Here is a 26,363-nt window from a genome sequence, read left to right on the forward strand (position 1 = left end):
GCTCGGTGTCGAGATCGGCGACGAGGTCGACGCCACCATCGATCTCGACACCGCCGAGCGCGAGGTCGAGGTTCCCGCTGACCTGGCCGCCGCGCTCGAGGCTGCGGGGGTGAGGGCCGCGTTCGACGCCCTGACGTTCACCCGCCGTAAGGAGCTCGCCCGCGGCGTGACCGAGGCGAAGCGTCCCGAGACCCGCGAGCGGCGCGTCGCCGCCGCCGTGGACGAGGTCTCCGCTTCGTAAGAGGGTCGCCCGGCTGCGGTCCGGGTTACGCAGCCCGCCTGCGGGTCTCGCTGCGAAGTCCGGACTTCGCGCTGTGCTTGTGCGCGGAGGCGGGCCGGCCCGGTGAACGATCGCGTCGGATCGGGCACGGCGCGCCGCACCGGCGCGCCCGTCGGGCGTCAGAGTCCGTTCACCCTGCTGTTGTCGCATGGGGGGCATGGGTCGTTCGCTTGACGTGGTGCCACGGTCCGCTGTCGTCGGCACGGCAGCGATCGCGCTGGGCGCGGGGCTCGTCCTGCTCGCCGGACGTGCGGTGCTGAAGCGACAGGCGGCGGTCGCGAGGCGCCGCATCGGCAAGCCGCTCGGTGAGGAGGCGCTCGACGCCGACCGTGTGTGGGCCCGACGCTTCGACGGGCCGCCGATCGAGTTCGTCGTGCTCGGCGACTCGATCGCGGCCGGGCTCGGCGCGGAGCGGCGCAAGGACACGCTCGGCGCCCGCCTGGCGAAGGGCCTCGCGCGCGCCGAGCGACGGCCGGTGCGGCTGCGCACCGCGGCGATCGTGGGCTCGGAGTCGTCCGTGCTGGCCGCTCAGGTGGACGCCCTTCCGGCCGGCTATCGCCCCGACGCGGCCGTCATCGTCGTGGGAGGCAACGACATCACGCACCGCGTGTCCGTGTCGACGTCTGTCGCCCACCTCGAGGAGGCGATCGTGCGCCTCCGCGCACGCGGCGCCGTGGTCGTCGTCGGCACCTGCCCCGACCTCGGTGCGCTGCGCCCGGTGCCGCAGCCGCTGCGGGCGCTGGGCTCGCGCCTGTCCCGCCAGCTCGCCGACGCTCAGGCCGTCGCCGCCGCCCGAACCGGTGCGCGTGCCGTGTCGCTCGGCCGGACCGTCGGGCCGTTCTTCGTGACCCAGCCCGACGAGATGTTCAGCCTCGACCGGTTCCACCCGAGCGCCCTGGGCTACCGACGCACCGCCGAGGCGCTGCTGCCCGCGCTCCTCACCGAGCTCGCCGCCGCGCAGGAGGATGCGGTCAGCCCCCGCTGACCGAGGCGGCCCACTCCGAGACGCGCGCGGCGCTCTCCTGCTCCGACAGATCCTCGACGCGCGTCATGATCGACCACCGCACGCCGAACGGGTCGCGCACGCTCGCGTAGCGGTCGCCCGACACGAAGGTGGACGGCTCTTCGCGCACGGTCGCACCGGCGGCGACGGCGCGAGCGGTCACCGCGTCGGCGTCGTGCACGTAGATGCCGATCGAGTAGCAGTCGTCGTCGCCCTGCGGCGCCGGGACGAGCCCGTACGCGGGGGACGGTTCGCCGATCTGGAGGATGCCGAGGCCGAAGTCCAGCCCGGCGTGCACGACGAGCCCATCGAACTCGGTGACGTCGGTCACGCGCGCGCCGAATACGTCGCGGTAGAAGTCGAGCGCCTCCTTCGCCCCGCGGATCGCGAGGAAGGGGGTGAGGCTGGTCGCGCCGTTCGGACGGCCGTCGGTCGTGTGCGCGCCTGTGGCGCCTGTCGTGTTCTGAGTGCTCATGAGCCCATGCTCGCGGTGGACGGATGCTGCGGTCTTGGAGATACGCGACACCCTCGGTTCCCGGGTGTCCCAGCCGCGCACTACCTTGACGGAGTGACCGATCCGACGCGGGGGGTGCTCTACCCGCAGCGCCTGCCGAGCTTCACGCGGCTCAGACCCGAGGGCGAGGCATCCGCTCTCGCCGAGTGGTTCTGGATCCCGCAGTGGGAACTTCCCGAGGGCGTCGTGTCGCACCAGCCCGTCCTGGGCTATCCGGCCGCGAACCTCGTCGTCGAGCCGGATGTCGTCACGTTGTGGGGCGCCACGACGCGGGCTTCGGAGCGCGAGCTGCGCAGAAGCGGCTGGGCGGTGGGCGCTCTGCTGAAGCCCGCGGCCTTCGCCCGTCTGCACGGCGCGCCGAGCGAGCTGGTCGATGCGCACATCGTCCTCGACGAGCCGGAGCTGCAAGTCGCGGTGTCGGCGGCCATGCCCGACCTCGGTGCGGCGGTGGCCGCGGTCTCGGGATGGCTCCGGGAACGCGTCGGGCCGCCCACGTCCGACGCGCGCCTCGCGAACGCGATGGCGGACCTGCTGATGAGCGACCCGACGATTGTCCGGCTCGACAACGCGGCCGAGCGCCTGCGCGTGTCGGTGCGCACCCTGCAGCGGCTCGCGCACCGCACGGTCGGTCTGTCGCCGGCCGCGATGATCCGGCGCCGGCGCTTGCAGGAGGCGGCGCAGCGCGTGCGCGAGGACCCCGACGCGCCGCTGTCCGACATCGCCGCCGAGCTCGGCTACGCCGATCAGGCGCACCTCGCGAACGACTTCCGCGCAGTGCTGGGGTTCACGGCGACGGACTACCGCGCCGACCTCTGAGCGCTAGGCGCCGCTCGCCGACGCCGTGGTCACCCGCTTCTTCTCGCGCACGTACACCTCGCGGCGCACGCGCGCGACGACGTCTCCCGCGGCATCGGTGATGTCGGTCTCGAACCACTCCAGCACCTTCGCGCCGCCGCGTGCCCGCACGCGGAGCTCCTCGGCCTTCTCGCGCGGCACCGCGAAGTGTGCCGTGAGCACTCCGCGACCCGGCTTCAGGAACTCGATCTCGCCGCGGGTGTCCCACACCACGTAGTCGCGGCCGAGCTGATGCATCACCAGCATGAAGTAGTACGGGTCCGTCATCGCCGACATCGAGCCGCCGAACGCCGTCCTGACGTAGTTGCGAGTGAAGACGTTGACGTGCAGCTCGACCGTGGCGCTCGTCCAGTCCTCGGCGAACCTCCGCACGCGGATGCCGCTGAAGAGGTTGGGGATCCACAGGCTCATGCCGACGGCGAGGCGTCGAGGGGTCACGCGCATGGGCATCAGCATCGCTGCCCTCTCCCGGTGGGTCGTATTCGATTGGTCGATCTCCACAATCGGGTCGTGAACTTGTTCTAGTTGTCATAGAATTAACGTGTGTTGGTGAGGATCGATCCAGAGAGCGATACACCGCTGTTCGCGCAGATCGCCGCATCCGTGCGAGCGGATGCCGCGGCCGGCCGCGTGCAGACGGGTGACCGCCTTCCCGCGGCCCGTGAGATCGCGGCCGCGCTCAGCGTCAACGTCCACACGGTGCTGCACGCCTATCAGGACCTCCGCGACGAAGGGCTCCTCGAGCTCCGGCGAGGACGGGGTGCGGTGGTCACTGCACAGGCCGCGACCCTGGCGTCCCTCCACCACGACATCCACGACCTGGTCGCGCGGGCGCGCGCGGCAGGGCTCCCGTCCGACGCACTCGCCGCCCTCGTGAAGGAGATCGCCGCCGATGACGAACGCCACCCCCGCTGACCGCTCCGACCTGGTCGTCCGCCGCTTCGTGCTCGTCGCGGTGTGGCTGCCCGTCGCACTCGTCGCCCTCGCGGTCGGCGTGCAGCTCTTGCTTCTCCCGCAGGTGCCGTCGACGGTCGCGGTGCACTGGAACGCGGCGGGGGAGGCCGACGGCTTCGCGCCCGCGTGGACGCAGCCGCTGATGACCGTGGGGTTCGGGCTCGGCGTCCCGTTCCTGATCGCGGCGACGACGATGCCGGGACTGCGTCGCGGTGAGCGCGGGGCGACGTACCGGCTCATGGGTGCGACGGCGGCGGCGACCTGCGCCCTGACGACGGTGGCATTCACCGTCACGTTCGCGATGCAGGCGGGCCTGGACAGCGCCGACGACGCGCCCGCCGTGTGGGCCGCGCTCGCCGCGGCGCTCGCAGCGGCAGCACTGATCGGCGTGGCCGCCTGGCTCGTCCAGCCTCAGCAGCAGACCGCTCATGCCGCGCCGGTGCCCGGCGCTCCGCTCGCGCTCGCCGCGAACGAGCACGCGGTGTGGGTGCGGGCGACCGCGATGAACACGGGCGGAGCGATCGCCATCGTCACCGCCGTGCTCGCCGTCGCCGTCGCGGCCGCCGTCGCCTGGCTCACCGGCGCCGAGCCGCTCGTGGCGTGGCTGGTCACCGGCATCGCGCTCCTGCTCCTGGTGTTGGCGGCGACGACGCTCGCCTTCCACGTCCGCGTGGACGACACCGGCCTGCACGTCGACTCGGTGCTCGGCATCCCGCGGTTCCACGTGCCGCTCGCCGACGTCGTCTCGGCGGCGCGCGTGGAGGTGAACCCGATGGGGGAGTTCGGCGGCTGGGGGCTTCGCCTCAGCACCGGGCGCCGGTTCGGCGTCGTGCTGCGCACAGGGGAGGCGATCGAGGTGCTCCGCCGCAGCGGCAAGCGGTTCGTCGTGACCGTCGACGACGCCGGCACCGGGGCGGCGCTCCTCGAGGCGCTCGTCGCGCGGGTGGCCGCCAGGTCTTGACGCCCGGTGGGCGGCCGGATTGGCTGAGGGCATGGCCGATCCAACCCCCGATACCTGGCGCCGCGTCGACGCTTACCTCACCGAGCTGCTGATCGGGCACGACCCCGGTCTTGAGCGGGCGGTCGCCGACCAGAACCATGCGGGCCTCCCGGCGATCGAGGTCGCGCCGGTCAACGGCAAGCTGCTGCACCTGATCGCCCGCATGTCGGGCGCGAGACGGGTGCTCGAGATCGGCACGCTCGGCGCGTACTCGACGATCTGGCTGGCGCGCGGCATCCCCGCCGGCGGCCAGGTCGTCACCATCGAGGCCGAGCCTCTCAACGCGGAGCTCGCCCGCGCGAACGTCGACCGCGCCGGCGTCGGCGACAAGGTCGAGATCCGGCTCGGCCGCGGCGCCGACGTGCTGCCCACACTGGAGGGCGGCGAGCCTTTCGACCTCGTCTTCATCGACGCCGACAAGGAGTCGAACACGATCTACCTCGATTGGGCGGCCCGACTCGGACGGCCAGGCACCGTCGTCATGGTCGACAACACCGTCCGCGGCGGCGAGGTGGCGAACCCCGCGACCGAGAATCCCCAGATCATCGGGGTGCAGCGCGGACTCGAGATGCTCGGACGCGACCCGCGGTTCGACGCGACCGCCATCCAGACGCTCGACGCCAAGGGCTACGACGGGATCGCGATCGCGCTCGTCGTATGACGGACGCCTGTGGTCTCGGCATCCGTCATCACTAGACTCGTGGGCGGACCGACGACGCTCCGACGAACCACCCTCCACCAAGCAAGGAGACCCCCTGTGGCACAGATCGAGGCTGTAGGCGCCCGCGAGATCCTCGACTCGCGCGGAAACCCGACCGTCGAGGTGGAGGTGCTGCTCGACGACGGGATCGTCCAGCGCGCGGCCGTCCCCTCGGGCGCGTCGACCGGCGCTTTCGAGGCGTACGAGCTGCGCGACGGCGACAAGAGCCGCTACGGCGGCAAGGGCGTGCTGAAGGCGGTCGCGGCCGTCATCGACGAGCTCGGCCCCGCGATCGAGGGCGTCGAGGCGAGCGAGCAGCGTCTCGTCGACGAGATCCTCATCGCCACCGACGGCACCGAGAACAAGTCGCGCACGGGAGCAAACGCCATCCTCGGCGTGTCGCTCGCGGTGGCCAAGGCTGCCGCCGACTCGGCCGACCTGCCGCTGTTCCGCTACCTGGGCGGCCCGAACGCGCATGTTCTGCCCGTGCCGCTGTTCAACGTCATCAACGGCGGCGAGCACGCCGACAACGGCATCGACTTCCAGGAGTACTTCCTCGCGCCGATCGGCGCGGAGACCTACGCCGAGTCGCTGCGGTGGGGCACCGAGGTCTACCACGTCCTCAAGGGCGAGCTGAAGGCCGCCGGCTTCTCGACCGGCCTGGGCGACGAGGGCGGCTTCGCGCCGGACCTTCCCAGCAACCGCGAGGGCCTGGACTTCCTCATCAAGGCCATCGAGAAGGCCGGTTTCACCCCCGGAACGGACATCGGCGTCGGCCTCGACGTCGCGGCGACCGAGTTCTTCAAGGACGGGGTCTACACCGTCGAGGGCAAGGCCTGGTCGGCTGAGCAGCTGACCGACTACTACGCCGACCTGGTGGCGAACTACCCTGTCGTCACGATCGAGGACGCCCTCGCCGAGGACGACTGGGACGCGTGGAAGGACCTCACCGACAAGATCGGCAAGAAGGTGCAGCTGGTGGGCGACGACCTGTTCGTCACGAACCCGGAGCGCCTGCAGCGCGGCATCGACCTCGGCGTCGGCAACGCGCTGCTGGTGAAGGTGAACCAGATCGGCACGCTGTCCGAGACGCTCGACGCGATCGCCCTCGCCACCCAGAACGGCTATCGCTCGATGCTGTCGCACCGTTCCGGTGAGACCGAGGACACCACCATCGCCGACCTCGCGGTCGCCGTCAACGCGGGTCAGATCAAGACCGGCGCGCCCGCCCGCAGCGAGCGCGTCGCGAAATACAATCAGCTTCTGCGCATCGAAGAGGAGCTCGGCGAGGCCGCGGTGTTCGCGGGCCGCGGAGCCTTCCCCCGTTTCAAGGGCTGATGCACTGAAGACGCTGTAAGAGAGGGGGAGCCGTGGCCAAGACGACGGCTCCCCTTTCTCGTACCCCGGCGGCGGGCGCCGGTGCCGGTGCCGGTGCGCCCCGTCGCCGCCCCGTGAGCGCACGACGCCCGGTCGATGTGCGCGCGTGGCTCGGAGGCATCCGTCTCTCCGGCTTCATGGTCATCATGATGGGCCTGGTCGTGCTCGCGGCCTTCGTGCTCGTGCCCACGATCGGCACCTACGTCGACCAGCGCCAGCAGGTCGCCGCCCTCGAGGCGGCGGTGCAGGTCAGCCGCGACGACGTCGCCGAACTCGAATCGCAGCGCGACCGCTGGCAGGACCCCGCGTACATCACCACGCAGGCGCGCGAGCGGCTGTACTACGTGAAGCCCGGCGAGGTGGTGTACCTCGTCGACGACGACCTGCCGCCCGAGCTCGCGCCGCAGGAGCAGGCCCCGGTGAGCGACGAGCTCCGGGCCGCCGATGCGGACTGGATGGCGAAGCTGGTGCGTTCGGTCACCGAGGCGGGGCTCGCGCAGACCGTGGCGCCTGTGACCGTGGGCGTGCCCGATCCCGAACCCTCGACCACCCCGACGCCGTGAGCGTCGCCGGCCGCCGGGATGACGGCGGCGCGTTCGCCCGCGGCGCGGCCCAGGACCGTCCCAGGTGGCGCCGGTAGCCTGGGCCCGACCAAGGAGCACCTCTGTGACGACCCCGCCGTACCCCCCTGTCAGCGACGCCGACCTCGCCGTGCTCCGGGAACAGCTCGGTCGTCCCGCGCGCGGTGTCGTCGGGATCGCCGCGCGCTGCGTGTGCGGCAACCCCACGGTGGTGGCGACGTCGCCGCGCCTTCCCGACGGCACGCCGTTCCCGACGTTCTACTACCTGACCCACCCCGCTGCGACCGCCGCGATGTCGGTGCTCGAGGCCGAGCATGTGATGCGCGAGCTCTCGGACGAGCTGGCAGTCGACGAGGACGTCGCCGCCGCCTACCGGCGCGCGCACGAGGCCTACCTGCGGGACCGCGCCGAGTTCGGCGAGGTCGACGAGATCGCCGGCATCTCCGCCGGCGGCATGCCGACGCGCGTGAAGTGCCTGCACGCGCTCGCCGGCCACGCGCTCGCGGCCGGCCCAGGCGTCAACCCGATCGGCGATCGCGCGCTGGCGATGTCGTCGTGGTCGCCCGAGCGCTGCGTCTGCGCGCAGCCGGGATCGGGCGGATGATCCGGCGCCTGCTCGCGGCTGTCGCCGCGGCCGCCGTCGCGACGACCCTCGTCGTGGCCGGGCCTGCGGCCGCGCAGGCGGCCCCCGCCGACGACCCGGTGCGCAGCGCCGAGTACTGGCTGACCGACTACGGCATCGAGAAGGCGTGGGAGACCACGCGCGGCGCCGGTGTGAAGATCGCGGTCATCGACACGGGGATCGGCCGCGGACCCGTCGCCTTCGACGGTGCGGTCGCCGGGGGGACGGATGTCTCGGGCGCCGGCTCGTCCGATGGGCGCACGCCCGTCGGCGCCGTCGACAAGGACCACGGCAGCTGGGTCGCCTCCCTCGCCGCGGGCAGGGGCACCGGCCCGGAGACCGGCGTGATCGGCGTCGCGCCCGAGGCGCAGCTGCTGTCGGTGTCGGTCGCGTTCGGGTCCTCGGCGCCGCGGCCGTTCTCCGACCAGATCGCCGACGCGATCCGCTGGTCGGTGGACAACGGCGCCGACGTCATCAACATGTCGCTGACGACGAACGTGCCGGACTGGCCTGAGAGCTGGGACGACGCCTTCCTCTACGCCTTCGAGCACGACGTCGTGATCGTCGTCGCCGCGGGCAACCGGGGAAGCGGCACCACCCGCGTCGGCGCGCCCGCGACCATCCCCGGCGTGCTGACCGTGGGCGGCGTCGACCGATCGGGCAAGGCCAGCGTCGAGGCGTCGACGCAGGGCATCACGATCGGGGTCACCGCGCCGAGTGAGGAGCTCATCGGGGTGTCCGCCGACTCGACGCTGGTCTCGTGGGACGGCACCAGCGGCGCAGCACCGATCGTCGCCGGCATCGCGGCGCTCGTGCGTGCGGCGCACCCCGAGCTCGACGCGAACAACGTGATCAACCGCATCATCAAGACCGCTCACCCCGCAGCGGGTGCGAAGGACGTGCCGGACGTCCTCTACGGCTATGGACTGGTGGATGCCGCGGCCGCCGTCACCGCGAGCATCCCGAGCGTCACCGCGAACCCCATGGGCAGTCTCGAGGACTGGGTGCGCCTGTACCGGCGGGCGCCGGTCGCGCCTCTGCCGGAGGAGCCGGCCGTACCCGTGGAGGTTCCGCCGCTGCCGGACGCCGATCCGGCGACGCGCGCCGCATCCCCCCTTCTTCCCGATCGCGACACCGTCATCTACGGCACTCTCCCGCTCCTGCTGGTCACTGCGACGGCTATACTGGTGGCGCTCGGCGTCACCGCTGCTGTCCGACGCATCCGATTGGCGTCCCGCGCGCCGAGCCGCTGACACAGGAGGAGTACTCCAAACCGTGACCAACACCGTGCCCAAGATCCTCATCGTCGGTGGCGGATACGCAGGCTTCTACACGGCCTGGAAGCTCGAGAAGCATCTGCGCAAGGGTGAAGCGGACGTGACGATCGTCGACCCGCTGCCCTACATGACGTACCAGCCGTTCCTCCCCGAGGTCGCCGCCGGCTCGATCGAAGCCCGCCACTCGGTGGTCGCACTGCGTCGTCACCTCAAGAAGACCAACGTCGTGGCCGCCAAGGTGACCGGCATCAACCACGCGAACAAGGTCGCGACGATCACGCCGATCGCCGGCGAGCCGTACGAGTTCGAGTACGACCAGATCGTCGTCACCGCGGGTGCCGTCTCGCGCACCTTCCCGATCCCCGGGATCGCGGACAACGCGATCGGCCTGAAGACGATCGAAGAGGCTGTCGCGATCCGCGACAAGCTGATGTCGAACTTCGACAAGGCGTCGACCCTGCCCGCCGGTCCCGAACGCGACCGTCTGCTGACCGTCGTCGTCGTCGGCGGCGGCTTCGCGGGCATCGAGGTGTTCGCCGAGCTGCGCTCGCTCGCCTCCTCGCTGGTCAAGAGCTACCCGCAGCTGACCTTCGACGACACGCACTTCCACCTCATCGAGGCGATGGGGCGCATCATGCCCGAGGTGTCGCTGAAGACGAGCGAGTGGGTGCTCAAGAACCTCGCGAAGCGCGGCGCCTCGGTGCACCTCGACACGCAGGTGACCGGTGCCGTCGGCGGCAACATCGAGCTGTCGACCGGCGAGACCATCCCGAGCGACCTCATCATCTGGACGGCCGGCGTCATGGCGAACCCCACCGTGGTGCGTGGCGGCGACCTGCCCGTCGAGGAGCGCGGTCGCATCCGCACCCGCGCGGACCTCCGTGTCGGCACCGAGGACGAGGTCGTCGAGGGCGCCTGGGCCGCCGGCGACGTCTCGGCCGTGCCCGACCTCACAGGCGGCGGTGTGGGCGGCTACTGCGTGCCCAACGCCCAGCACGCGGTGCGTCAGGCGAAGCTCCTCGCGAAGAACCTCGTCGCGGTCCTGCGCGGCGAGCTGCCCCGCGAGTACATCCACAAGAACCTCGGCGCTGTCGCGGGCCTCGGCCTCTGGGTCGGCGTGTTCCAGTCCGGCAACATCGCCCTCAAGGGCTGGATCGCGTGGCTCGCCCACCGCGGTTACCACGGCCTGGCCATGCCATCGTGGGAGCGCAAGTGGCGCGTGCTGTGGGGCTGGTGGAACAACTTCTGGCTCGGCCGCGACATGGTGAACCTGTCGACCGTCCAGAACCCGCGCTACGTCTTCGAAGAGTTCGCCGCGCGCCCGCGACCGCCGCAGCCGGTCGAGGCGCCCGCCGACACGGCTGCTCCCGCGGCCGCGCCGGCCAAGAAGGCGCCCGCGCGCAAGGCTCCGGCGAAGGTCGCGGCCGACGCCGAGAAGGTCGCCGCGAACTGACGTCGAACGCCGGATGCCGCAGGCTCGTCTGAGAAGATGAGCCTGCGGCATCCGCGTTCCCGGCGGCACGCGACCCGCCCCCGTAGCCCAACGGCAGAGGCAGGCGACTTAAACTCGCTCAAGTGTGGGTTCGAATCCCACCGGGGGTACTCCCGCCAGACCCTCGCGTTCCCCGAGAAGGCCCGCTAGCCTGGGCAAAACCGGCAAGGGGATTCCGGCATGAGCGGGCACAGCGCGGACAGGCAGGGCGAGGCCGCCACGAGCGCACCGAAGAACACCTGGGGGTGGAAGTTCACGGCGCTGTTCATGGGCGCCCCGCCGATCGCGGTCTACGGCGCTGAATCCGACGTCGAGCAGGAGCGCGCCGCGAGGGCGAAGGACTGACCCCAGGACAACGTGGCCCGATCGCCTGCGAACGGCCTTCCACATGCGGTCATCGGAACCGCTCCCAGCGCTCTAGGCTGGGGCGATGTGCACGCACCCGAAGCGAGCCGTATGAGTCTCGATCTTCTGTCCACGCCCACGGCGACGAAGCCGTGGGACCACCCCGCGTCCTACTGGGACGCCATGAGCCATGCCCTGGCGGACGTGAGTGGCCCGGTCGCCGCCATCAGCGCCGAGGCGCTGCGTTACAACGCCCTCGATCTCGTGGTGCGCGCCGGCGGCGTGCCGATCCGCGTCGCCAGCAAGTCGGTCCGCGTGCGCGAGGTGCTGGACGCCGTCCTGGCTCTGCCCGGCTACCGGGGCATCCTCGCGTTCACCCTTCCGGAGGCGCTGTGGCTCGCCGAGACGATGGACGACATCGTGCTGGGCTACCCGACGGCCGACCGCGCCGCGATCGCCGCGCTGGCCGCCGACGAGGCCGCGGCGACGCGCATCACACTCATGGTCGACGACCTGGCGCAGCTCGACCTGGTCGACGCTGTCGCCGCACCCGGCGCGCGGCCCGAGATCCGCGTGGCGATCGACGCCGACGCCTCGTGGCGCGCGCCCGCCCTCGGGCACATCGGCGTGCTCCGCTCGCCCGTGCACGAGGCGGCTGAGGTGGCCGCGCTCGCGCGCTCGATCGCCGCCCGCCCCGGATTCCGCCTCGTGGGCCTCATGATGTACGAAGCCCAGATCGCCGGCCAAGGCGATGCCACCGGATCCGGCGATGCCGTGATCCGGTGGATGCAGCGCCGGTCGGCCGCCGAACTCCTCGATCGGCGCGGCGCCATCGTCGCGTCGTTGCGCGACATCGCCCCGCTCGAGTTCGTCAACGGCGGCGGGACCGGATCCCTCGAGCTCACGGCATCCGATCAGGCGGTCACCGAGGTCACCGCCGGCAGCGGCCTGCTCGCCGGCCACCTGTTCGACGGCTACCGCGCATTCCATCCCGCGCCGGCAGCGGCCTTCGCGCTGGAGGTCGTGCGCAAGCCGGCCCCCGATGTCGCGACCGTGCTCGGGGGCGGATGGATCGCCTCCGGCCCGGCACTCGAATCGCGTCAGCCCCGCGCCGTATGGCCCACCGGCCTGCGCATGGCGCCCCGCGAGGGCGCCGGCGAAGTGCAGACGCCGCTTCGCGGCGACGCCGCGCGCGGTCTCCGAGTGGGCGACCGGGTCTGGTTCCGGCATTCCAAGAGCGGCGAGCTCGCGGAGCGCGTGGACCGCTACCACCTCGTCGACGGCGACGCCAGGGCGGGGGAGGTGGCGACCTACCGCGGCGAGGGTAAGGCGTTCCTGTGACCCGCCCGGGAGCAGTGTGGCGCAACTGGGGCCGCACGGAGTCGGTGCGGCCCCAGCGCACGGAGTTCCCCCGTACGGTCGATGCGGTGCAGCGCGCCGTCGTCGCGGCGGCGGCGCAGCGGATGCCGATCAAGGCGGTCGGCGCCGGCCACAGCTTCACCGGCATCGCGGTGGCGCCCGGCGCACTCCTCGAGCTCCGTGACCTCAGCGGGCTCGTATCGGTCGACGTCGACCGCGCCCAGGTGACGCTCCTCGCGGGCACGCGCCTGCACGAGGTCCCATCGCTCCTCGCGCCGTTCGGCCTCGCCATGGAGAACCTCGGCGACATCGACCGCCAGTCCATCGCAGGCGCGATCTCGACGGGCACGCACGGCACGGGGGAGCGCTTCACCGGCATCGCGGGCCAGGTGGTCGGCGCAAAGCTGGTGACGGCCTCGGGCGACCTCTTCACCGTGAGCGAGGACGAGAATCCGGAACTCGTGCCGGCAGTGGCGCTCGGGCTCGGCGCACTCGGCATCCTCGTCGAGGTGACGATCCAGTGCGTGCCCGCCTTCGTGCTGCACGCGGTCGAGCAGTCCGAAGACCTCGAAGAGGTCCTCGGCGGCTTCGACGAGCGCGCGGCGGCCGCCGATCACTTCGAGTTCTACTGGTTCCCGCACACCGACCGCGCGATGACCAAGACCAATACACGGCTCCCCGAGAGCGCGCCACGGCATCCGCTGCCCGCCGTGGGCAAGTGGATCGACGACACCCTCGTCGGCACGGGCGTCCACCAGGTCGCGTGCGCGGCCGGCGCGGCGATCCCGGCGCTCGTGCCGCCGATCAATCGGCTCTCGGCGAAGATCTGGGGGAATCGGGAATTCACGGATGCCTCGGCCCGCGTCTTCGCGACGAACCGGTCCGTGCGATTCCGCGAGATGGAGTACGCGGTACCCGTCGAGAACCTGAAGCCGGCGTTCGAGGCGATGCGCGCACTCGTCGACGAGCGCGGCTGGCGGATCGGGTTCCCCATCGAGGTGCGGGTCGCGGCGGCCGACGACCGCTGGCTCTCGACGGCTCACGGCCGCGACTCGGGCTACATCGCGGTGCACCGGTACTGGCGCGAGGACCCGACCGAGTACTTCGAGGCGGTCGAAGAGATCATGCTCGGCTTCGACGGCCGGCCGCACTGGGGCAAGATGCACACCCTCGGCGCCGACGCCCTGCGGTCGCGCTACCCCCGGTTCGACGACTTCGTGGCTCTGCGCGACCGCCTCGACCCGGAGCGGCTGTTCCGCAACGCGTACCTCGATCGCGTGCTCGGTGGGTAACGGCTGAGAGTCGGGGAATACCCCACGTGCGAGGGGGTTTCTCGTCGGTAGGATGAGGGCACTATCGAACGGAGCCTCGGCAATGGAATGGCTGATCCCAGTCCTCATCGTGTTGGCGCTCGTCGTCATCGTCGGCATCTATCTCTGGGCGACGTACAACTCGCTCGTCCAGCTGAATGTGCGGGTGGACGAGGCGTGGAGCGACATCACGGTGCAGCTCAAGCGACGCGCGGATCTGCTGCCGAACCTCATCGAGGCCGTCAAGGGCTACGCGGCTCATGAGAAGGCGGTGTTCGAGAACGTGACCAGGGCCCGCGCAGAGACGCTGTCGGCGTCGGGCCCCGCTGAGGCGGGCGTCGCCGAGGGACATCTGCAGCAGGCGCTGAAGTCGCTGTTCGCGGTGGCCGAGGCCTATCCGCAGCTGCAGGCGAGCCAGAACTTCTTGCAGCTGCAGCAGTCGATCGTCGACACGGAAGACAAGATCCAGGCCTCGCGCCGGTTCTACAACGGCGGCGTCCGCGAGCTCAACACGAAGATCAAGGTCTTCCCGAACAACCTGTTCGCGCGCAACCTGGGATTCCATGAGCGCGAGTTCTTCGAGGTGATCGACGGCGCCGCGATCTCGGAGCCCCCGCGCGTTCAGTTCTGAGTCGGGGCCGGGTCAATGCGACGAGGCAGCGTTGATGCGGTTCGATTCAAGGTTGAGCGAGCGGAGCGGGTCGAAACCGCGTGACGCACGTCGGACGTCGGACGTCGGCGATAGCGTCGGGACATGGTCCATCGGCTGAGCCGCGAGCAGGCGCGCCGCGTCGCGCTGCGCGGGCAGCTTCTGACGGCTGAGAGGCCGGCGGGGATCGTCGAGACGATCGACGCGCTCACCGTGGTGAACATCGAGCCGACCGCCGCGATCGCGCCCAGTGCCGACCTCATCCTGTGGAGCCGGCTCGGGTGGCCCTATCAGCCTGCCGACCTGGTGCGTCTGTGCGAAGAGGACCGGGCGGTGTTCGAATGGGGCGGCTTCTACCGCGCCATGACCGACCTCGCCCTGCTCATCCCCGAGATGCGGCGCCGACCCGAATCCGCGCAGGCGCGCGAGTGGCTCGCGGCGAACGAGGCCTTCCGGCGCGAGGTCCTCGCGCGACTTCGTGCCGAGGGGCCGCTGCGGGCGTCCGACATCCCCGACGCCGCGCAGGTGTCGTGGCGTTCGTCAGGCTGGACGAACAACCGCAACTCGATGCAGCTCCTCGAGATGCTGGTGCTGTGCGGCGATGTGGCCGTGTCGTCGCGAGATGCCCGGGGCCGCTTGTTCGACGTGGCCGATCGCGTGTACCCGAGGGAAGTGCCGCATCTGACCGACGAGGACGCCGGGCGCGAGCGCGCAGAGCGTCGGCTCGCGTCGCTCGGGATCGCGAGGGTGAAGGGCATCGCCCAGCCGTTCGAACCGATCGACGTCGGTGAGATCGGCGAACAAGCCGTCGTCGACGGGGTCGACGGCGTCTGGCGCGTCGACGCGGACGCCCTGGCCGCGGCCGACGTCTTCGTGGGGCGCACCGCACTGCTGTCGCCGTTCGACCGTCTCGTGTTCGATCGGCGGCGGCTCGAAGAGCTCTTCGGCTACGAGTACCTGCTGGAGATGTACAAGCCGGCTGCGAAGCGGCGGTGGGGCTATTTCGCGCTGCCGATCCTTCACGGCGACCGCTTCGTCGGAAAGCTCGACGCCAAAGCCGACCGCCGGGCGGGCCTGCTCCGCGTGCATGCCGTGCACGAAGACGAGCCGTTCACCGACGAGGTCAGAGAGTCCGTGGACGCCGAGATCCAGGACCTCGCCCGCTGGCTCGGGCTCGAGGTGGTCGGTCCGGGCGCCTGAGTCCGGTCGATCGCCGGATCAGCCCGCGAGCGCCTCGACGTCGAGGTCTCGTGCGCCTGCGACGGGCTCGTCCGGGGCGAGCGGCACCGGCTCCGCTGGACGCGCCTCGTGACGCGTCGCCTCGGGCAGGACCCGGGCGAGGTCGTCGGTGGCATCGCCCCAGCGTGAGACGGAGAGGGACTCGAGGCCCTGCCAGGCTGCGGCGAGCCGGAGTTCGTCGGCGAGGCGAGGCGCAGCATCGGGAGGCCCGCCGTGCTCCCACCACGCGGACTGCACGAGCAGTCTCGAGGCGGCGCGGTCGGCTTTCAGATCGACGCGGCCGACGATGTCGTCGCCGATGAGCACGGGCAGCGAGTAGTACCCGAACCGGCGACGCGATGCCGGTGTGTAGATCTCGATGCGGTACTCGAAGTCGAAGAGCCGCTCGGCACGATCGCGGAACCACACGACCGGGTCGAAGGGCGTCAGGATCGCGGCGGCGTCGACTTTGCGGGGCACGACGGCGTCGGCGTGCAGCCACGCCTTGGCCGGGCGACCGGCGGTCGTCCACCCTTCGACGGTGATCGGGTGCAGTTCGCCGGCGTCGACCAGGTCGCCCAGGGCGGTCGTCACGGCCTTGCGGTCGGCGATACGCCAGTAGTCGGCGATGTCGGCGGCGGTCGCGACCCCGTACGCGCGCGCCGCGCGACGGGTGAGCTCGTGCACCGCGTCATCACGGGGGACCGGCGCCTCCAGCACGTGGCGTGGGATCACCTGTTCGGCGAGGCCGTACCGTCGCTCGAAGCCGCGACGGCCGGCGATCGCCACCTCGCCGAACATCCAGAGATATTCGAGGGCCTGCTTGACGACGTCCCAGTCCCACCAGGGGCCGCGCGCGCTCTCCTTGGCGTCGTGCTCGATCTGCGCCGGGCGAAGCGGACCGCGATCGGCGAGCTCGGCGCGCACCCAGTCGACGATGTCGCGGTTCGCGTCGAACCAGCCACCGGGCTTGCCGTACTTCGCACGCAAGGCCTGCATGCGGAAATCGAACAGTCCCCAGTCTTCGGCCGGGATGAAGGCGGCGACGTGAGCCCAATACTCGACGTAGGGTGAGCGCCGCGCGAACAGCAGGCGGTCGAGCGCGGCGGTGTCATAGGCGCCGACGCGCGAGAACAACGGCATGTAGTGGGAACGGGCGAAGACGTTGACCGAGTCGATCTGAAGCGTCGCCATGCGTGCCAGTGCGCCGTTCAGCTGCCGGGTGCCGGCGGCGGTGGGTCGGGGTCGCCCGAACCCCTGGGCGGCGAGAGCCACGCGGCGCGCCTCCGCGGCGCTGAGTGAGGACTTCACGCGCGCCAGCGTAGCCCGGGGCGCGGACATCGCGCCGACCGCCGTTCATGACCGGCGCGGAATGCGACGCGCCTAGACTGGGTCAATGAGCGGCCCCGACGAAAAGCCCCGCGGCTCCCTCTTCGACGCCGTCCGCGACCGCAGCAGAGTCGTGTCGACCGAGACGTCCGCGGCGGTCCCGCACGGCCTCCGCGTCGCGACCGCCTACTCGTGGCGGCTCATCGTCGTCGCCGCCGCGATCGGGGTCGGCGTGTGGCTCGTCATACAGCTGAAGCTGCTGGTGATCCCGCTCCTCATCGCCATCCTCATCACCGCACTGCTGTGGCCCGCCTTCACCTGGATGCTGCGGCGCCGCGTGCCGCGCTGGCTGGCGATCGTCATCGCAGTGGTGGGCACCATCGCGATCGTGTCAGGGCTGCTCTGGCTCGTGGTCTGGCAGATCATGCAGCAGTGGGGCTCGGTGCAGGCGAGCACCGTCGCGGCGATCGAGCAGTTCCGGCAGTACCTCATCGACGGCCCCCTCCACCTGAGCGAGGACCAGATCGACGACCTCCTCGCACAGGGCTGGACCTTCCTGCAGCAGCAGGCCGAGCTGCTGTGGTCGGGCGCACTCGCCATCGGCTCCACGATCGGCCACGTCGTCACCGGCGCCGTGCTCGCGTTCTTCATCCTGCTGTGCCTGCTCGCCGACGGCGCAGGCATCTGGCGCTGGACCCTGCGGCTGTTCCCCAAGAAGGCGCGACCCGCCGCCGACGGCGCCGGCCGCGCCGGATGGATCACCGTCGTCAACTACGCGCGCACGCAGCTTCTCGTCGCGACGATCGACGCCGTCGGCATCGGTCTGGGCGCCGCGCTCCTCGGGGTGCCCCTGGCGATCCCCGTCGCCGTGCTCGTGTTCCTCGGCGCGTTCGTGCCGATCGTCGGTGCCGTGGTCACCGGAACGGTCGCCGTCTTCCTCGCGCTCGTCTACAACGGTCCGTGGATCGCGCTGTGGATGCTCGTGGTCGTCCTGGGCGTGCAGCAGCTCGAAGGTCATGTGCTCCAGCCGCTCCTGATGGGCTCCGCCGTCAAGGTCCACCCGCTCGCGGTGGTGCTCGTGGTCGCGGGCGGTGCCATGATCGCAGGGATCCCGGGAGCCCTCTTCGCCGTGCCGCTCGCCGCGTTCGTGAACGTCGTGGCGGTCTACCTGGCCGAACGCGCGTGGGAGACCGGCGCCAGACCCACCGGGGATCTCATCTGGAGTACCGTCCCCCGGCAGAGGAGAGTCCGTTCGTGACCACCGCCATGTCATCCGCCGATCAGGCCGCCCAGACCGCGCCCGCCCCGGCGGCGCTCGCCTCGGCCGTTCCGACGCTCGCGGACTTCGAGGATGCTGCCGCCACCCTCGAGGGTGTCATCGCGCACACCCCGCTCGACGCCTCGCTGCACCTGTCGGACGTCCTGGGCGTGCCGGTGCACCTCAAGCTCGAGAACCTGCAGCGCACCGGGTCGTTCAAGATCCGCGGGGCGACCTACCGCCTGTCGCGGCTCACCGCCGAGGAGCGCGCCCGCGGCGTCGTGGCCGCCTCGGCAGGCAACCACGCGCAGGGCGTGGCGCTCGCGGCGAAGGCGCTCGGGATCCATGCGACCATCTTCATGCCCCTCGGCGTGCCGGTGCCGAAGCTCCTCGCCACGCGCGGGTACGGCGCCGACGTGGTGCTGGAGGGCGCCACCGTCGAGACGCCGCTGCGCCTTGCAGCGGAGTTCGCCGAGCGCACGGGCGCCGTCTTCATCCACCCGTTCGACCACCACGACGTCATCGCCGGTCAGGGGACCCTGGGCCTCGAGCTCATGGACGAGCTGCCCGACCTCGACACCGTCGTCCTCGGCATCGGCGGGGGAGGACTCGTCGCCGGCGTCGCCGCCGCGGTCAAGGCGCGCGCCGCGGCGGAGGGCCGTACGGTTCGGGTGATCGGCGTGCAGGCCGAGAACTCCGCCGCGTATCCGGCGTCGCTCGAGGCGGGGCATCCGCTCGAGGTCCCGACATCGCCGACGATCGCCGACGGGATCGCGGTCGCCCGGCCGGGGGACCTGCCCTTCCAGATCATCCGCGATCTCGTCGACGAGGTCGTGACGGTGACCGAGGACGACATCGCCCGCGCCCTGCTGGTGCTGCTCGAACGCGCCAAGCAGGTCGTCGAACCCGCGGGCGCGGTGGGTGTCGCGGCGATCCTGGCCGGCAAGGTCGTCGCCACCGGTCCGACCGTCACGGTGCTCTCGGGCGGCAACATCGATCCGCTGCTGCTGCAGCGCGTCGTCGCGCATGGGCTCGCGGCATCCGGTCGGTACATGACGCTGCGCATCCCGCTGCCGGACCGCCCCGGTCAGCTCGCGCGCGTGTCGGAGCTGCTGGCGATCGCCGGGGCGAACGTCATCGAGGTGCTGCACACCCGCCACGGGCAGGGCATCCAGATCAGCGAGGTGATCCTGCAGCTGAGCGTCGAGACGCGCGGCGAGGAGCACCGCGCGCATGTCATCTCGGTGCTCGAGGATGCGGGCTACGCGCCCACGGTCGTTCCGGACTAGGCGAAGCCGCGTCCGGCGGCCTCAGAGGACCCGCTGGGGCCGCAGTCGGGTCACTGCCCGTTGTAGGTCTCGACCTTGACGATCTCGACGGCGATCTCACGGCCGTTGGGGGCGGTGTACGACGTCTTCTCGCCCTCCTTGCGGCCAAGGATGGCGACGCCCAGAGGCGAAGCCTCGCTGTAGACGTCGAGCTCCGAGCCGACGGCGATCTCGCGGTTGCCGAGCAGGAAGACCTCTTCGCCGCCCGCCACGATCGCGGTGATGACGGTGCCGGGCTCGACGACTCCGTTGCTCTCGGGCGCCTCGCTGACCGTCGCGGTCTTGAGCAGGTGCTGCAGCGTGCGGATGCGCGCCTCCTGCTTGCCCTGCTCGTCCTTGGCGGCGTGGTAGCCGCCGTTCTCCTTGAGGTCGCCTTCTTCGCGCGCGGCCTCGATGCGCTTGGCGATCTCCTCGCGGCCGGTGGTGGAGAGGTGCTCGAGCTCGGCGGCCAGGCGATCGTAGGCGTCCTGGGTGAGGAAGGTCACGGGGGCGTCGGTGGACACGGCTGACTCCTTCGTTGGGCCCGCTGCCGACCGGAGCGGTGCGGGCATAAACCGAACGCCCCGGCTCACGGCCAGGGCGCGATTCTGCTGATGTCCCGCCAGACTACGTCACGGCGCCTGTTCGGACAAACTCATCCGGGCAGCACCCAGCACGAATTCACGAAGCCGGTGGTGGCGAGCGCGGTCGTCGGGATCGCCTCGCGGAAAGCGCGCGCGTGGAGGTCGGATGCCGGCAGCTCGACGATCCGCCAGCCCACCACTCCGTGCTCCTCGTCCTGCGCCTCGATCGCGCATGCGACCGCGGCGCCGGGGGGATTGCTGATCTGGAATCCGAGCATCACGGAGTGCTCGTCGACGACCTCGAACGATGTCGTGTCCGAGTCGACGGAGTTGAGCGACCCCCGCACCGTGAACCAGCCGAAGAGGCCGACGACGCCGACCGCGACGACGATGCCGGCGCCGATGAGCCACGCCCGTGCGGGGGAGCGGCGGCGGCCGTACCGCTCGTCGAGCATGTCCTGCGTGGTCACGCCGCTCCTTCGGGCTCGTCGGGTCGGATCGGAAGATTAGGCTGGAACTCCAGGCTATGCGCTCGCGCGCACCCCCGATGACACAGCCCGCCCCGCGGGCAGAGCGAGGACCCCATGCAGCACGCGATCGTCGCACTCCTTTCCGCCGCGACGACTCCGACGCCGACTCCCACTCCCGCGGTCGATCCGAACCTCGTGAGCCCGGGAGTCGTGGGATTCCTGTTCACCGCGCTCATCGCGATCGCCGTGATCTTCCTGATCTGGGACATGATGCGTCGCATCCGCCGGGGCCGCGTGCGCGCCGACATCCAGGAGCAGCTGGACGCCGAGGAGCAGGCGGCGCGCGCCACGGAGGCCACCGAGGTCGACGACCAGAGCATCGACCCGGCGGCCGACGAGGGGCGCGGGGACGCCGCGGCGCCGCCCAAGGGCTGAGCCGCCCGAGCGGTGGCGGCGACGGATGCTGCGGCCCGCAGCCGGACCCGCGCGCCCGAGGGGCGCGGGGACCGTCTCGTCCTCAGTTCGCAAGCCCCAGTGACGGAGAGTACGGGTGCAGCGCGATGATGAGGCACGCCGTCCAGTGGCAGAGGAATGCCAGCACCGTGCAGACGTGGAAGATCTCGTGGAACCCGAAGTGGCCGGGCCACGGGTTGGGGCGCTTGAGCGCGTAGACGACGGCGCCGCCGGTGTAGAGCAGGCCGCCGATGGCGACGAGGACCATCATGGCCGCGCTGGCCCGGAACAGCGGCACGATGTACATGACGGCCGCCCATCCCAGGAGGAGATACAGGGCGACATAGAGCCAGCGCGGGGCGTGGATCCAGAAGACGCGGAAGAGGATGCCGAGCAGCGCGCCGCTCCAGACGAGGACCAGCAGAAGCGCTCCCTGCTGGGGTGGCAGTGCGAGCACCGCGATCGGAGTGTAGGTGCCCGCGATCAGCAGCAGGATGTTGGCGTGGTCGATGCGCTTGAGGATCGCCTTGGTCTTCGGCTTCCAGTCGAACCGGTGGTACAGCGCGGAGTTGCCGAAGAGCAGCAGCGAGGTGGCCATGAACACCGCCGACGCCCACTTCGCCGGCGCGCCCTGCGCGAGGACGATGAGCACGATGCCGGCCGCGATCGCGATGGGGAAGGTCGCCGCGTGGATCCAGCCGCGCCACGTCGGCTTGAGATCGGGCGTCGAGGCGTCGACGGCCGCGGCATCCATCAGCGGCAGCACGGGGACCTCAGGGGCCCGGGGAAGACTGCGACGACGGCTCATGTGCCCAGCGTAGAGGGGGGTGCATGCCGCGAGGGGAACATGCCCGGTCGCGGGGGAAGCGGTACTGGGTCGCACGCTAGGGTCGACGTCGCGACCGGGGTAGCGTAGGCGTGTGGCGCGCGGCGAGACGAACGAGGGCAGGGGGCCCCTGTATCGGCTCTACATCAACCGCCTCCGTCGACGTCTGGACCCGGCATCCGTTCCCCGCCACCTCGCGATGATGATCGACGGCAACCGCCGGTGGGCCAAACAGCTCGGCTACGACTCCGCCGCGCACGGCCATCGCGCGGGCGCGGCCAAGATGAAGGAGTTCCTCCGCTGGTGCGACGACGTGGGCATCCGTGTCGTGTCGCTGTACCTCCTGTCGAACGACAACCTGCGCAAACGCGATTCGCGGGAGCTGTCCGACCTCATCGAGATCATCGCCGAGCTCGCCGATGAGCTCTCGCACGAGCGCGACTGGCGCGTGAAGCACGTGGGGCGGGCCGACGCACTGCCGGAGGACCTCAGGCGCGTGCTCGCGGACGTCGAGACCCGCACGAAGGACAACGCAGGGATGCATGTCAACCTCGCGGTCGGCTACGGCGGCCGGGGTGAGATCGTCGACGCCGTGCGCAGCATCATCGCCCAGCATGACGAGCGTGGCGGGTCGCTCGAGGAGCTGGCGGCGAGTCTCACGCCCGAGCAGATCGGCGAGCACCTCTATACCGGCGGCCAGCCCGATCCGGACCTCGTCATCCGCACTTCGGGAGAGCAGCGGCTGAGCGATTTCCTCCTGTGGCAGTCGGCGCACTCGGAGTTCTACTTCGTCGAGGCGCTCGGACCGGATCTGCGCGAGGTGGACTTCCTGCGCGCCATCCGCGACTTCGCCTCGCGGGACCGCCGATACGGCGGCTGATCGGCCTGTCACACCGGGGTTCGCACCTCTGCCAGAATGATCCGCGTGACGGATCTGGATTCATATCTGGCGTCGTTCGATGGGGAACCGGGGTATCTGGACTGGGCGGCGTTCGGGCCGCTCTCTCCTGCGGTCCGCAGCGAGGCGCAGGGGGACACCGAGCTGCTCGGCTCTGGCCGCCGCACGAGCATCGAGCTCGTCGCCGAGCACGTGCGTGAGGCCCGCGAGCTGGTCGCGGAGCTGATCGGGACGGATGCCTCGCACGTGGTGCTGCAGCCATCCACCACGTACGGGCTCATGCACGCGATCTACGGGCTCGCCGGCGGGCTCATGCTCGGTCGCGGCGAGTTCCCGAGTCTCACGGTCGCGGCCACACGCGCCTCGGAGGCGTTCGGATCGGTGCAGCTGCAGTGGGTCGAGCCGCCTGACGGCTTCATGACACCCGATGCGATCCGCTCGGCACTCTCCGACGACACCCGCGCCGTCGCGGTCAGCCTCGTCGACTTCCGCACCGGGTACCGCACCGACCTGTCGGCGATCCGCGGGGTGATCGGCGATCGCCTTCTCATCGTCGACGCCGTCCAGGGCTTCGGCATGGTCGAGGCCGACTACCTCGCTGCCGACGTGGTCTGCGCGAACGGCTACAAATGGCTGCGCGCCGGCCGCGGCACCGGGTTCGCCTGGTTCGGCGACCGCGCGCTCGAGCGCATCGCGCCCGTGCTGTCGGGTTTCCAGGGCGTCGACGGCGAACTGCCCGTCGACGCAGTGCCGGCTCCGTCGGCCTCCGCCCAGGCGTTCTCGGTGGCAGGCCTCGACACGCTGGCTGCCGCACGCCTGGCCACGGCGCTTCGCGAGGTGGTCGACGTGGGCGTCGCCGAGATCGAGGCGCTCCTGGCGGCGCGCGCTGCGGACGTCATGTTCTTCGCCGACCGTTACGAGGTGCCGGTGGTCACTCCCCGCGAACCCGGGCGGCACGCGGGCATCGTGACCCTGGAGCCCGCCGCGCAGGATGCGGCCCCGCTCGCCGCCTCGCTCGCGAACCACGGCCTGACCGTCACCACGCGCAGCGGTCGCATCCGGGTCGCCCCGCACGTCGGCACCGGTGCCGACACGCTGCGGCTGTTCGGCGACGCGCTCGCGGCCTTTTCGTCCTCACGCGTCTGGTGACGTGGATGCGGCGTGTGCAGCATCCGTTAACCAACATGTCACGCGATCTTGCGTGTCGGGCGCGTCCGTTGTCGCAGGGCGGCCTTAGCGTGAGCGCATCGGGCAAGGAGCCCGGTCGAGTCGGCCTTCCGGATCGCGACTCGTGACCCATGGTCGACTCGTGACTGCCGGGTGAAGCACCCGGGGCGGGAGTGGGTTGTGACCACACGAGCACCACACGAGCAGCGCAGTCAGGACCTCGAGCGGGTCGCCGATTCCGATCAGGATCTGCGGACCTATGTTCTCGACACCTCGGTGCTGCTGAGCGATCCGCGGGCGTTCTTCCGCTTCGCCGAGCACAGCGTCGTGATCCCCGTCGTGGTGATCACGGAGCTGGAGGGCAAGCGGCATGATCCCGAGATCGGCTACTTCGCCCGGCAGGCGCTGCGCCATCTCGACGAACTCCGCGTCGAGCATGGACGCCTCGATTTCCCCGTTCCGGTCGGTCAGGGCGGCACGCTCCGCGTCGAGCTGAACAACACCGATGCGACGGTCCTCCCCTCGGGGATGCGGCTCGGTGACAACGACAGCCGGATCCTCGCCATCGCGATGAACCTCGCCCAGGACGGGCAGGAGGTCACCGTCGTCTCGAAGGACCTGCCGATGCGGGTCAAGGCGGCGTCGCTCGGCATCACCGCGGAGGAGTACCTCGCCGAGCAGGCGGTCGATTCCGGCTGGACCGGCATCTCCGAGCTCGATGTGTCGGGCGACGACATCAGCGACCTCTACGAGAGCGAAGTCGCCTCCAGTGAGGACGTGCAGGGACTCCCGGTGAACACGGGCCTGATCATCCACTCCGAGCGAGGCTCGGCGCTGGGTCGCGTGGTCGGTGACGGCGAGTACCGTCTGGTGCGCGGCGACCGCGAGGTGTTCGGCCTGCACGGGCGGTCTGCCGAGCAGCGGATCGCCATCGACCTGCTTCTCGACCCCGAGGTCGGCATCGTGTCGCTCGGTGGCCGCGCCGGCACCGGCAAGTCGGCGCTCGCCCTGTGCGCGGCGCTGGAGGCGGTGCTCGAACGGCAGCAGCAGCGCAAGATCATCGTGTTCCGGCCCCTGTTCGCCGTCGGCGGGCAGGAGCTCGGCTACCTGCCGGGGGACCAGCAGGAGAAGATGAACCCGTGGGGCCAGGCGGTCTTCGACACGCTCGGCTCCGTCGTGTCGACCAACGTGCTCGACGAGGTGGTCGAAAGAGGCCTCCTCGAGGTGCTGCCGCTGACGCACATCCGCGGTCGTTCGCTGCATGACGCGTTCGTGATCGTCGATGAGGCGCAGTCGCTCGAGCGCAACGTGCTGCTGACGGTGCTGAGCCGCATCGGGCAGAACTCGCGCGTCGTCCTCACCCACGACGTGGGCCAGCGCGACAACCTGCGGGTCGGGCGCCACGACGGTGTCGCCTCGGTCATCGAGACGCTCAAGGGCCATGCGCTGTTCGGCCACGTGACGCTGGTGCGGTCGGAGCGGTCGGCCATCGCCGCGCTCGTCACCGACCTCCTGGAGGCGGGAGAACTCGCCTGAGCGCCACTGCCATCAGCTGACGATGCAGCGGGTCGGGTGCCGGATCCCGGCCCGCTGCGTCGTGCGCGCATGAGGAAAGTCTCATCGCCGGCGGCGCATACCGCGCGATCGGTCTGTCACCATGGATGAGGGGAAACGATTCCGCGCACAGGGAGGGCAGGCGAGAATTGCACGTACGCACGGGGCTCGTGATCGGCGGCATGACCGCTGTCGCGGCGAGCGTCGCGGTCGTGACCGCCGTCGCCCTCGCGAACACCGCGGCCCTGGCCGACTCGCCGGGCACGAGCATCGCGTCCAAGCGCGTCGTCGTCCCCGCGGCGGGAGCCCCGTCGGCGGCGCCCCAGCCCGCGCAGGCCACGACACCCGACGCCCTGACCCCCTCGGCCGAGCCGGAAGTGGTCCAGGCGCCCGAACCCGTCGAGGTCGTGCCGCCCCCGTCGATCAGCCCGCGCACACCGGCGACCGCAGCGCCCGAGAATGCGCCCGCCGCTCCGGCACCTCCCGCAGCGACCGGCGACATCGACTCGGCCATCGCCGCGGCGAAGGCCGCAGGCACCTGGGACGCGCTGCGCACCTGGGCGGACTCGCACGGCTGGCCCAGCGGCCGGCTCGATGCGCTGATCGCACGGCTGGAGCGCGAGATCACCGACCAGAACCCGCTGGACGAGGGGAACAAGTCGGGCGGCGCGAACAGTTCGAGTGAATCGAACGACTCCACCGCTCAGCGGCAGGGCGTCGTCCAGGCTCCCGCACCGGAGCATAAGGTCCCCGCACAGCAGCGGCCCCAGAAGCAGCAGAAGGAGTCCGGTCAGCAGTGGACCGGTCAGAAGCCTCCCGCGCACGCGGGATCGAACGTCGGAAACGGCAACGGCGCCGGCAACGACGGGAAGAAGGACCAGTCGCGCAATTCCCCAGACAGGCGCGACTGACAACGGCCGGATCCCCCAGTCCGGCCTTTCACAGCCCCCGGCGTCCCCCAGCGCCGGGGGCTTCTTCCTG

The 26,363-nt window shown here is 71.0% G+C and carries 29 protein-coding genes and 1 tRNA gene; 24 read left to right on the forward strand and 6 right to left on the reverse strand.

The window, feature by feature from the left end; all coding sequences use genetic code 11:
• Positions 1-241 (forward strand): YdeI/OmpD-associated family protein (locus tag RS82_RS02595; RefSeq protein WP_045296717.1); only part of this gene is annotated, 241 nt, incomplete at its 5' end.
• Between the two features lie 196 nt (positions 242-437).
• Positions 438-1,265: an SGNH/GDSL hydrolase family protein gene (locus RS82_RS02600; RefSeq protein ID WP_045296718.1), complete on the forward strand. Its 828-nt coding sequence runs from the start codon at positions 438-440 to the stop codon at positions 1,263-1,265.
• Here RS82_RS02600 and RS82_RS02605 read toward each other — a convergent pair.
• Positions 1,252-1,758: a VOC family protein gene (locus RS82_RS02605; protein ID WP_045296804.1), complete on the reverse strand. Its 507-nt coding sequence runs from the start codon at positions 1,756-1,758 to the stop codon at positions 1,252-1,254. The two genes, RS82_RS02600 and RS82_RS02605, sit on opposite strands and share 14 nt — an antisense overlap.
• A gap of 93 nt (positions 1,759-1,851) precedes the next feature.
• On the opposite strand from RS82_RS02605, the gene RS82_RS02610 reads away from it, so the two are divergent.
• A complete protein-coding gene (locus RS82_RS02610) occupies positions 1,852-2,613 on the forward strand; it encodes a helix-turn-helix domain-containing protein (protein WP_045296720.1) in 762 nt (253 codons plus the stop codon).
• 3 nt (positions 2,614-2,616) lie between these two features.
• Here RS82_RS02610 and RS82_RS02615 read toward each other — a convergent pair whose 3' ends face one another.
• Positions 2,617-3,108: a DUF4442 domain-containing protein gene (locus RS82_RS02615; RefSeq protein WP_245619493.1), complete on the reverse strand. Its 492-nt coding sequence runs from the start codon at positions 3,106-3,108 to the stop codon at positions 2,617-2,619.
• A gap of 87 nt (positions 3,109-3,195) precedes the next feature.
• On the opposite strand from RS82_RS02615, the gene RS82_RS02620 reads away from it, so the two are divergent.
• The 14 genes from RS82_RS02620 (at position 3,196) to RS82_RS02680 (ending at position 15,518) form a co-directional block, all read left to right on the forward strand.
• Positions 3,196-3,567: a GntR family transcriptional regulator gene (locus RS82_RS02620; protein WP_045296721.1), complete on the forward strand. Its 372-nt coding sequence runs from the start codon at positions 3,196-3,198 to the stop codon at positions 3,565-3,567.
• Complete coding sequence (locus RS82_RS02625) at positions 3,545-4,567, forward strand: DUF1648 domain-containing protein (RefSeq protein ID WP_045296723.1); 1,023 nt, start codon at positions 3,545-3,547, stop codon at positions 4,565-4,567. The genes RS82_RS02620 and RS82_RS02625 overlap by 23 nt, the downstream gene beginning before the upstream one ends.
• Positions 4,568-4,598: 31 nt before the next feature.
• Positions 4,599-5,267, forward strand: a complete 669-nt coding sequence (locus RS82_RS02630) for an O-methyltransferase (RefSeq protein WP_045296725.1) — start codon at positions 4,599-4,601, stop codon at positions 5,265-5,267.
• Between the two features lie 96 nt (positions 5,268-5,363).
• Positions 5,364-6,644, forward strand: a complete 1,281-nt coding sequence (gene eno / locus RS82_RS02635) for a phosphopyruvate hydratase (protein WP_045296727.1) — start codon at positions 5,364-5,366, stop codon at positions 6,642-6,644.
• Positions 6,645-6,676: 32 nt separating this feature from the next.
• A complete protein-coding gene (locus RS82_RS02640; RefSeq protein ID WP_245619494.1) occupies positions 6,677-7,246 on the forward strand; it encodes an FtsB family cell division protein in 570 nt (189 codons plus the stop codon).
• Between the two features lie 103 nt (positions 7,247-7,349).
• On the forward strand, positions 7,350-7,868 hold the full coding sequence (locus tag RS82_RS02645; protein ID WP_045296728.1) for a DUF501 domain-containing protein: 519 nt from the start codon (positions 7,350-7,352) through the stop codon (positions 7,866-7,868).
• Complete coding sequence (locus tag RS82_RS02650) at positions 7,865-9,139, forward strand: S8 family serine peptidase (RefSeq protein ID WP_045296807.1); 1,275 nt, start codon at positions 7,865-7,867, stop codon at positions 9,137-9,139. The genes RS82_RS02645 and RS82_RS02650 overlap by 4 nt, the downstream gene beginning before the upstream one ends.
• Positions 9,140-9,173: 34 nt before the next feature.
• On the forward strand, positions 9,174-10,616 hold the full coding sequence (locus RS82_RS02655) for an NAD(P)/FAD-dependent oxidoreductase (RefSeq protein ID WP_045296808.1): 1,443 nt from the start codon (positions 9,174-9,176) through the stop codon (positions 10,614-10,616).
• Positions 10,617-10,692: 76 nt separating this feature from the next.
• Positions 10,693-10,765: transfer RNA gene (locus RS82_RS02660), tRNA-Leu, on the forward strand.
• A gap of 70 nt (positions 10,766-10,835) precedes the next feature.
• On the forward strand, positions 10,836-11,000 hold the full coding sequence (locus tag RS82_RS21295; protein ID WP_157005331.1) for a hypothetical protein: 165 nt from the start codon (positions 10,836-10,838) through the stop codon (positions 10,998-11,000).
• A 111-nt stretch (positions 11,001-11,111) separates the two neighbouring features.
• Entirely contained in the window at positions 11,112-12,341 is a 1,230-nt protein-coding gene (locus tag RS82_RS02665) for an alanine racemase (RefSeq protein WP_045296729.1), read from the forward strand.
• Positions 12,338-13,651, forward strand: coding sequence for a D-arabinono-1,4-lactone oxidase (locus tag RS82_RS02670; protein WP_045296730.1), 1,314 nt, complete (start codon positions 12,338-12,340; stop codon positions 13,649-13,651). Before RS82_RS02665 ends, RS82_RS02670 begins: the two co-directional genes overlap by 4 nt.
• Positions 13,652-13,733: 82 nt before the next feature.
• Entirely contained in the window at positions 13,734-14,300 is a 567-nt protein-coding gene (locus RS82_RS02675) for a LemA family protein (RefSeq protein ID WP_045296731.1), read from the forward strand.
• A 123-nt stretch (positions 14,301-14,423) separates the two neighbouring features.
• On the forward strand, positions 14,424-15,518 hold the full coding sequence (locus RS82_RS02680) for a DNA glycosylase AlkZ-like family protein (RefSeq protein WP_045296732.1): 1,095 nt from the start codon (positions 14,424-14,426) through the stop codon (positions 15,516-15,518).
• 18 nt (positions 15,519-15,536) lie between these two features.
• Here the strand turns inward: RS82_RS02680 and RS82_RS02685 are convergent, their stop codons facing one another.
• Positions 15,537-16,847 carry a winged helix-turn-helix domain-containing protein gene (locus tag RS82_RS02685; RefSeq protein ID WP_157005334.1) on the reverse strand — a complete coding sequence of 437 codons (1,311 nt, stop codon included), beginning with the start codon at positions 16,845-16,847 and terminating at the stop codon, positions 15,537-15,539.
• Positions 16,848-16,932: 85 nt separating this feature from the next.
• On the opposite strand from RS82_RS02685, the gene RS82_RS02690 reads away from it, so the two are divergent.
• Together RS82_RS02690 and ilvA are read left to right on the forward strand one after the other, a co-directional pair.
• Positions 16,933-18,123, forward strand: coding sequence for an AI-2E family transporter (locus tag RS82_RS02690; RefSeq protein ID WP_045296734.1), 1,191 nt, complete (start codon positions 16,933-16,935; stop codon positions 18,121-18,123).
• An 8-nt stretch (positions 18,124-18,131) separates the two neighbouring features.
• Positions 18,132-19,412 (forward strand): threonine ammonia-lyase, encoded by a 1,281-nt coding sequence (ilvA, locus tag RS82_RS02695; RefSeq protein ID WP_045296809.1) that lies wholly within the window; start codon positions 18,132-18,134, stop codon positions 19,410-19,412.
• A 50-nt stretch (positions 19,413-19,462) separates the two neighbouring features.
• Here ilvA and greA read toward each other — a convergent pair whose 3' ends face one another.
• The gene (greA, locus tag RS82_RS02700; RefSeq protein ID WP_045296735.1) at positions 19,463-19,954 is read right to left on the reverse strand and encodes a transcription elongation factor GreA; all 492 of its coding nucleotides are present in this window, start codon (positions 19,952-19,954) and stop codon (positions 19,463-19,465) included.
• 131 nt (positions 19,955-20,085) lie between these two features.
• On the reverse strand, positions 20,086-20,484 hold the full coding sequence (locus RS82_RS02705) for a DUF4307 domain-containing protein (protein WP_045296736.1): 399 nt from the start codon (positions 20,482-20,484) through the stop codon (positions 20,086-20,088).
• Between the two features lie 114 nt (positions 20,485-20,598).
• Here RS82_RS02705 and RS82_RS02710 point away from each other — a divergent pair, with 114 nt between their 5' ends.
• A complete protein-coding gene (locus RS82_RS02710; RefSeq protein WP_045296737.1) occupies positions 20,599-20,919 on the forward strand; it encodes a hypothetical protein in 321 nt (106 codons plus the stop codon).
• Positions 20,920-21,001: 82 nt separating this feature from the next.
• On the opposite strand, the gene trhA is transcribed toward RS82_RS02710, so the two are convergent.
• Positions 21,002-21,745, reverse strand: coding sequence for a PAQR family membrane homeostasis protein TrhA (gene trhA / locus RS82_RS02715; RefSeq protein ID WP_211255845.1), 744 nt, complete (start codon positions 21,743-21,745; stop codon positions 21,002-21,004).
• A gap of 112 nt (positions 21,746-21,857) precedes the next feature.
• On the opposite strand from trhA, the gene RS82_RS02720 reads away from it, so the two are divergent.
• From RS82_RS02720 to RS82_RS20580, 4 genes are all read left to right on the forward strand, one after another.
• On the forward strand, positions 21,858-22,643 hold the full coding sequence (locus tag RS82_RS02720) for an isoprenyl transferase (protein ID WP_045296739.1): 786 nt from the start codon (positions 21,858-21,860) through the stop codon (positions 22,641-22,643).
• 36 nt (positions 22,644-22,679) lie between these two features.
• Positions 22,680-23,810 carry an aminotransferase class V-fold PLP-dependent enzyme gene (locus tag RS82_RS02725; protein WP_045296740.1) on the forward strand — a complete coding sequence of 377 codons (1,131 nt, stop codon included), beginning with the start codon at positions 22,680-22,682 and terminating at the stop codon, positions 23,808-23,810.
• Positions 23,811-24,008: 198 nt separating this feature from the next.
• Positions 24,009-25,364: an RNA 5'-3' helicase PhoH2 gene (gene phoH2 / locus RS82_RS02730; protein WP_045296741.1), complete on the forward strand. Its 1,356-nt coding sequence runs from the start codon at positions 24,009-24,011 to the stop codon at positions 25,362-25,364.
• Positions 25,365-25,531: 167 nt separating this feature from the next.
• Entirely contained in the window at positions 25,532-26,293 is a 762-nt protein-coding gene (locus RS82_RS20580) for a hypothetical protein (protein WP_052676667.1), read from the forward strand.
• The last annotated feature ends 70 nt before the right edge of the window (positions 26,294-26,363 follow it).

The organism is Microbacterium trichothecenolyticum, from assembly GCF_000956465.1.
In the GTDB taxonomy this organism is placed as follows: Bacteria; Actinomycetota; Actinomycetes; order Actinomycetales; family Microbacteriaceae; genus Microbacterium; species Microbacterium trichothecenolyticum.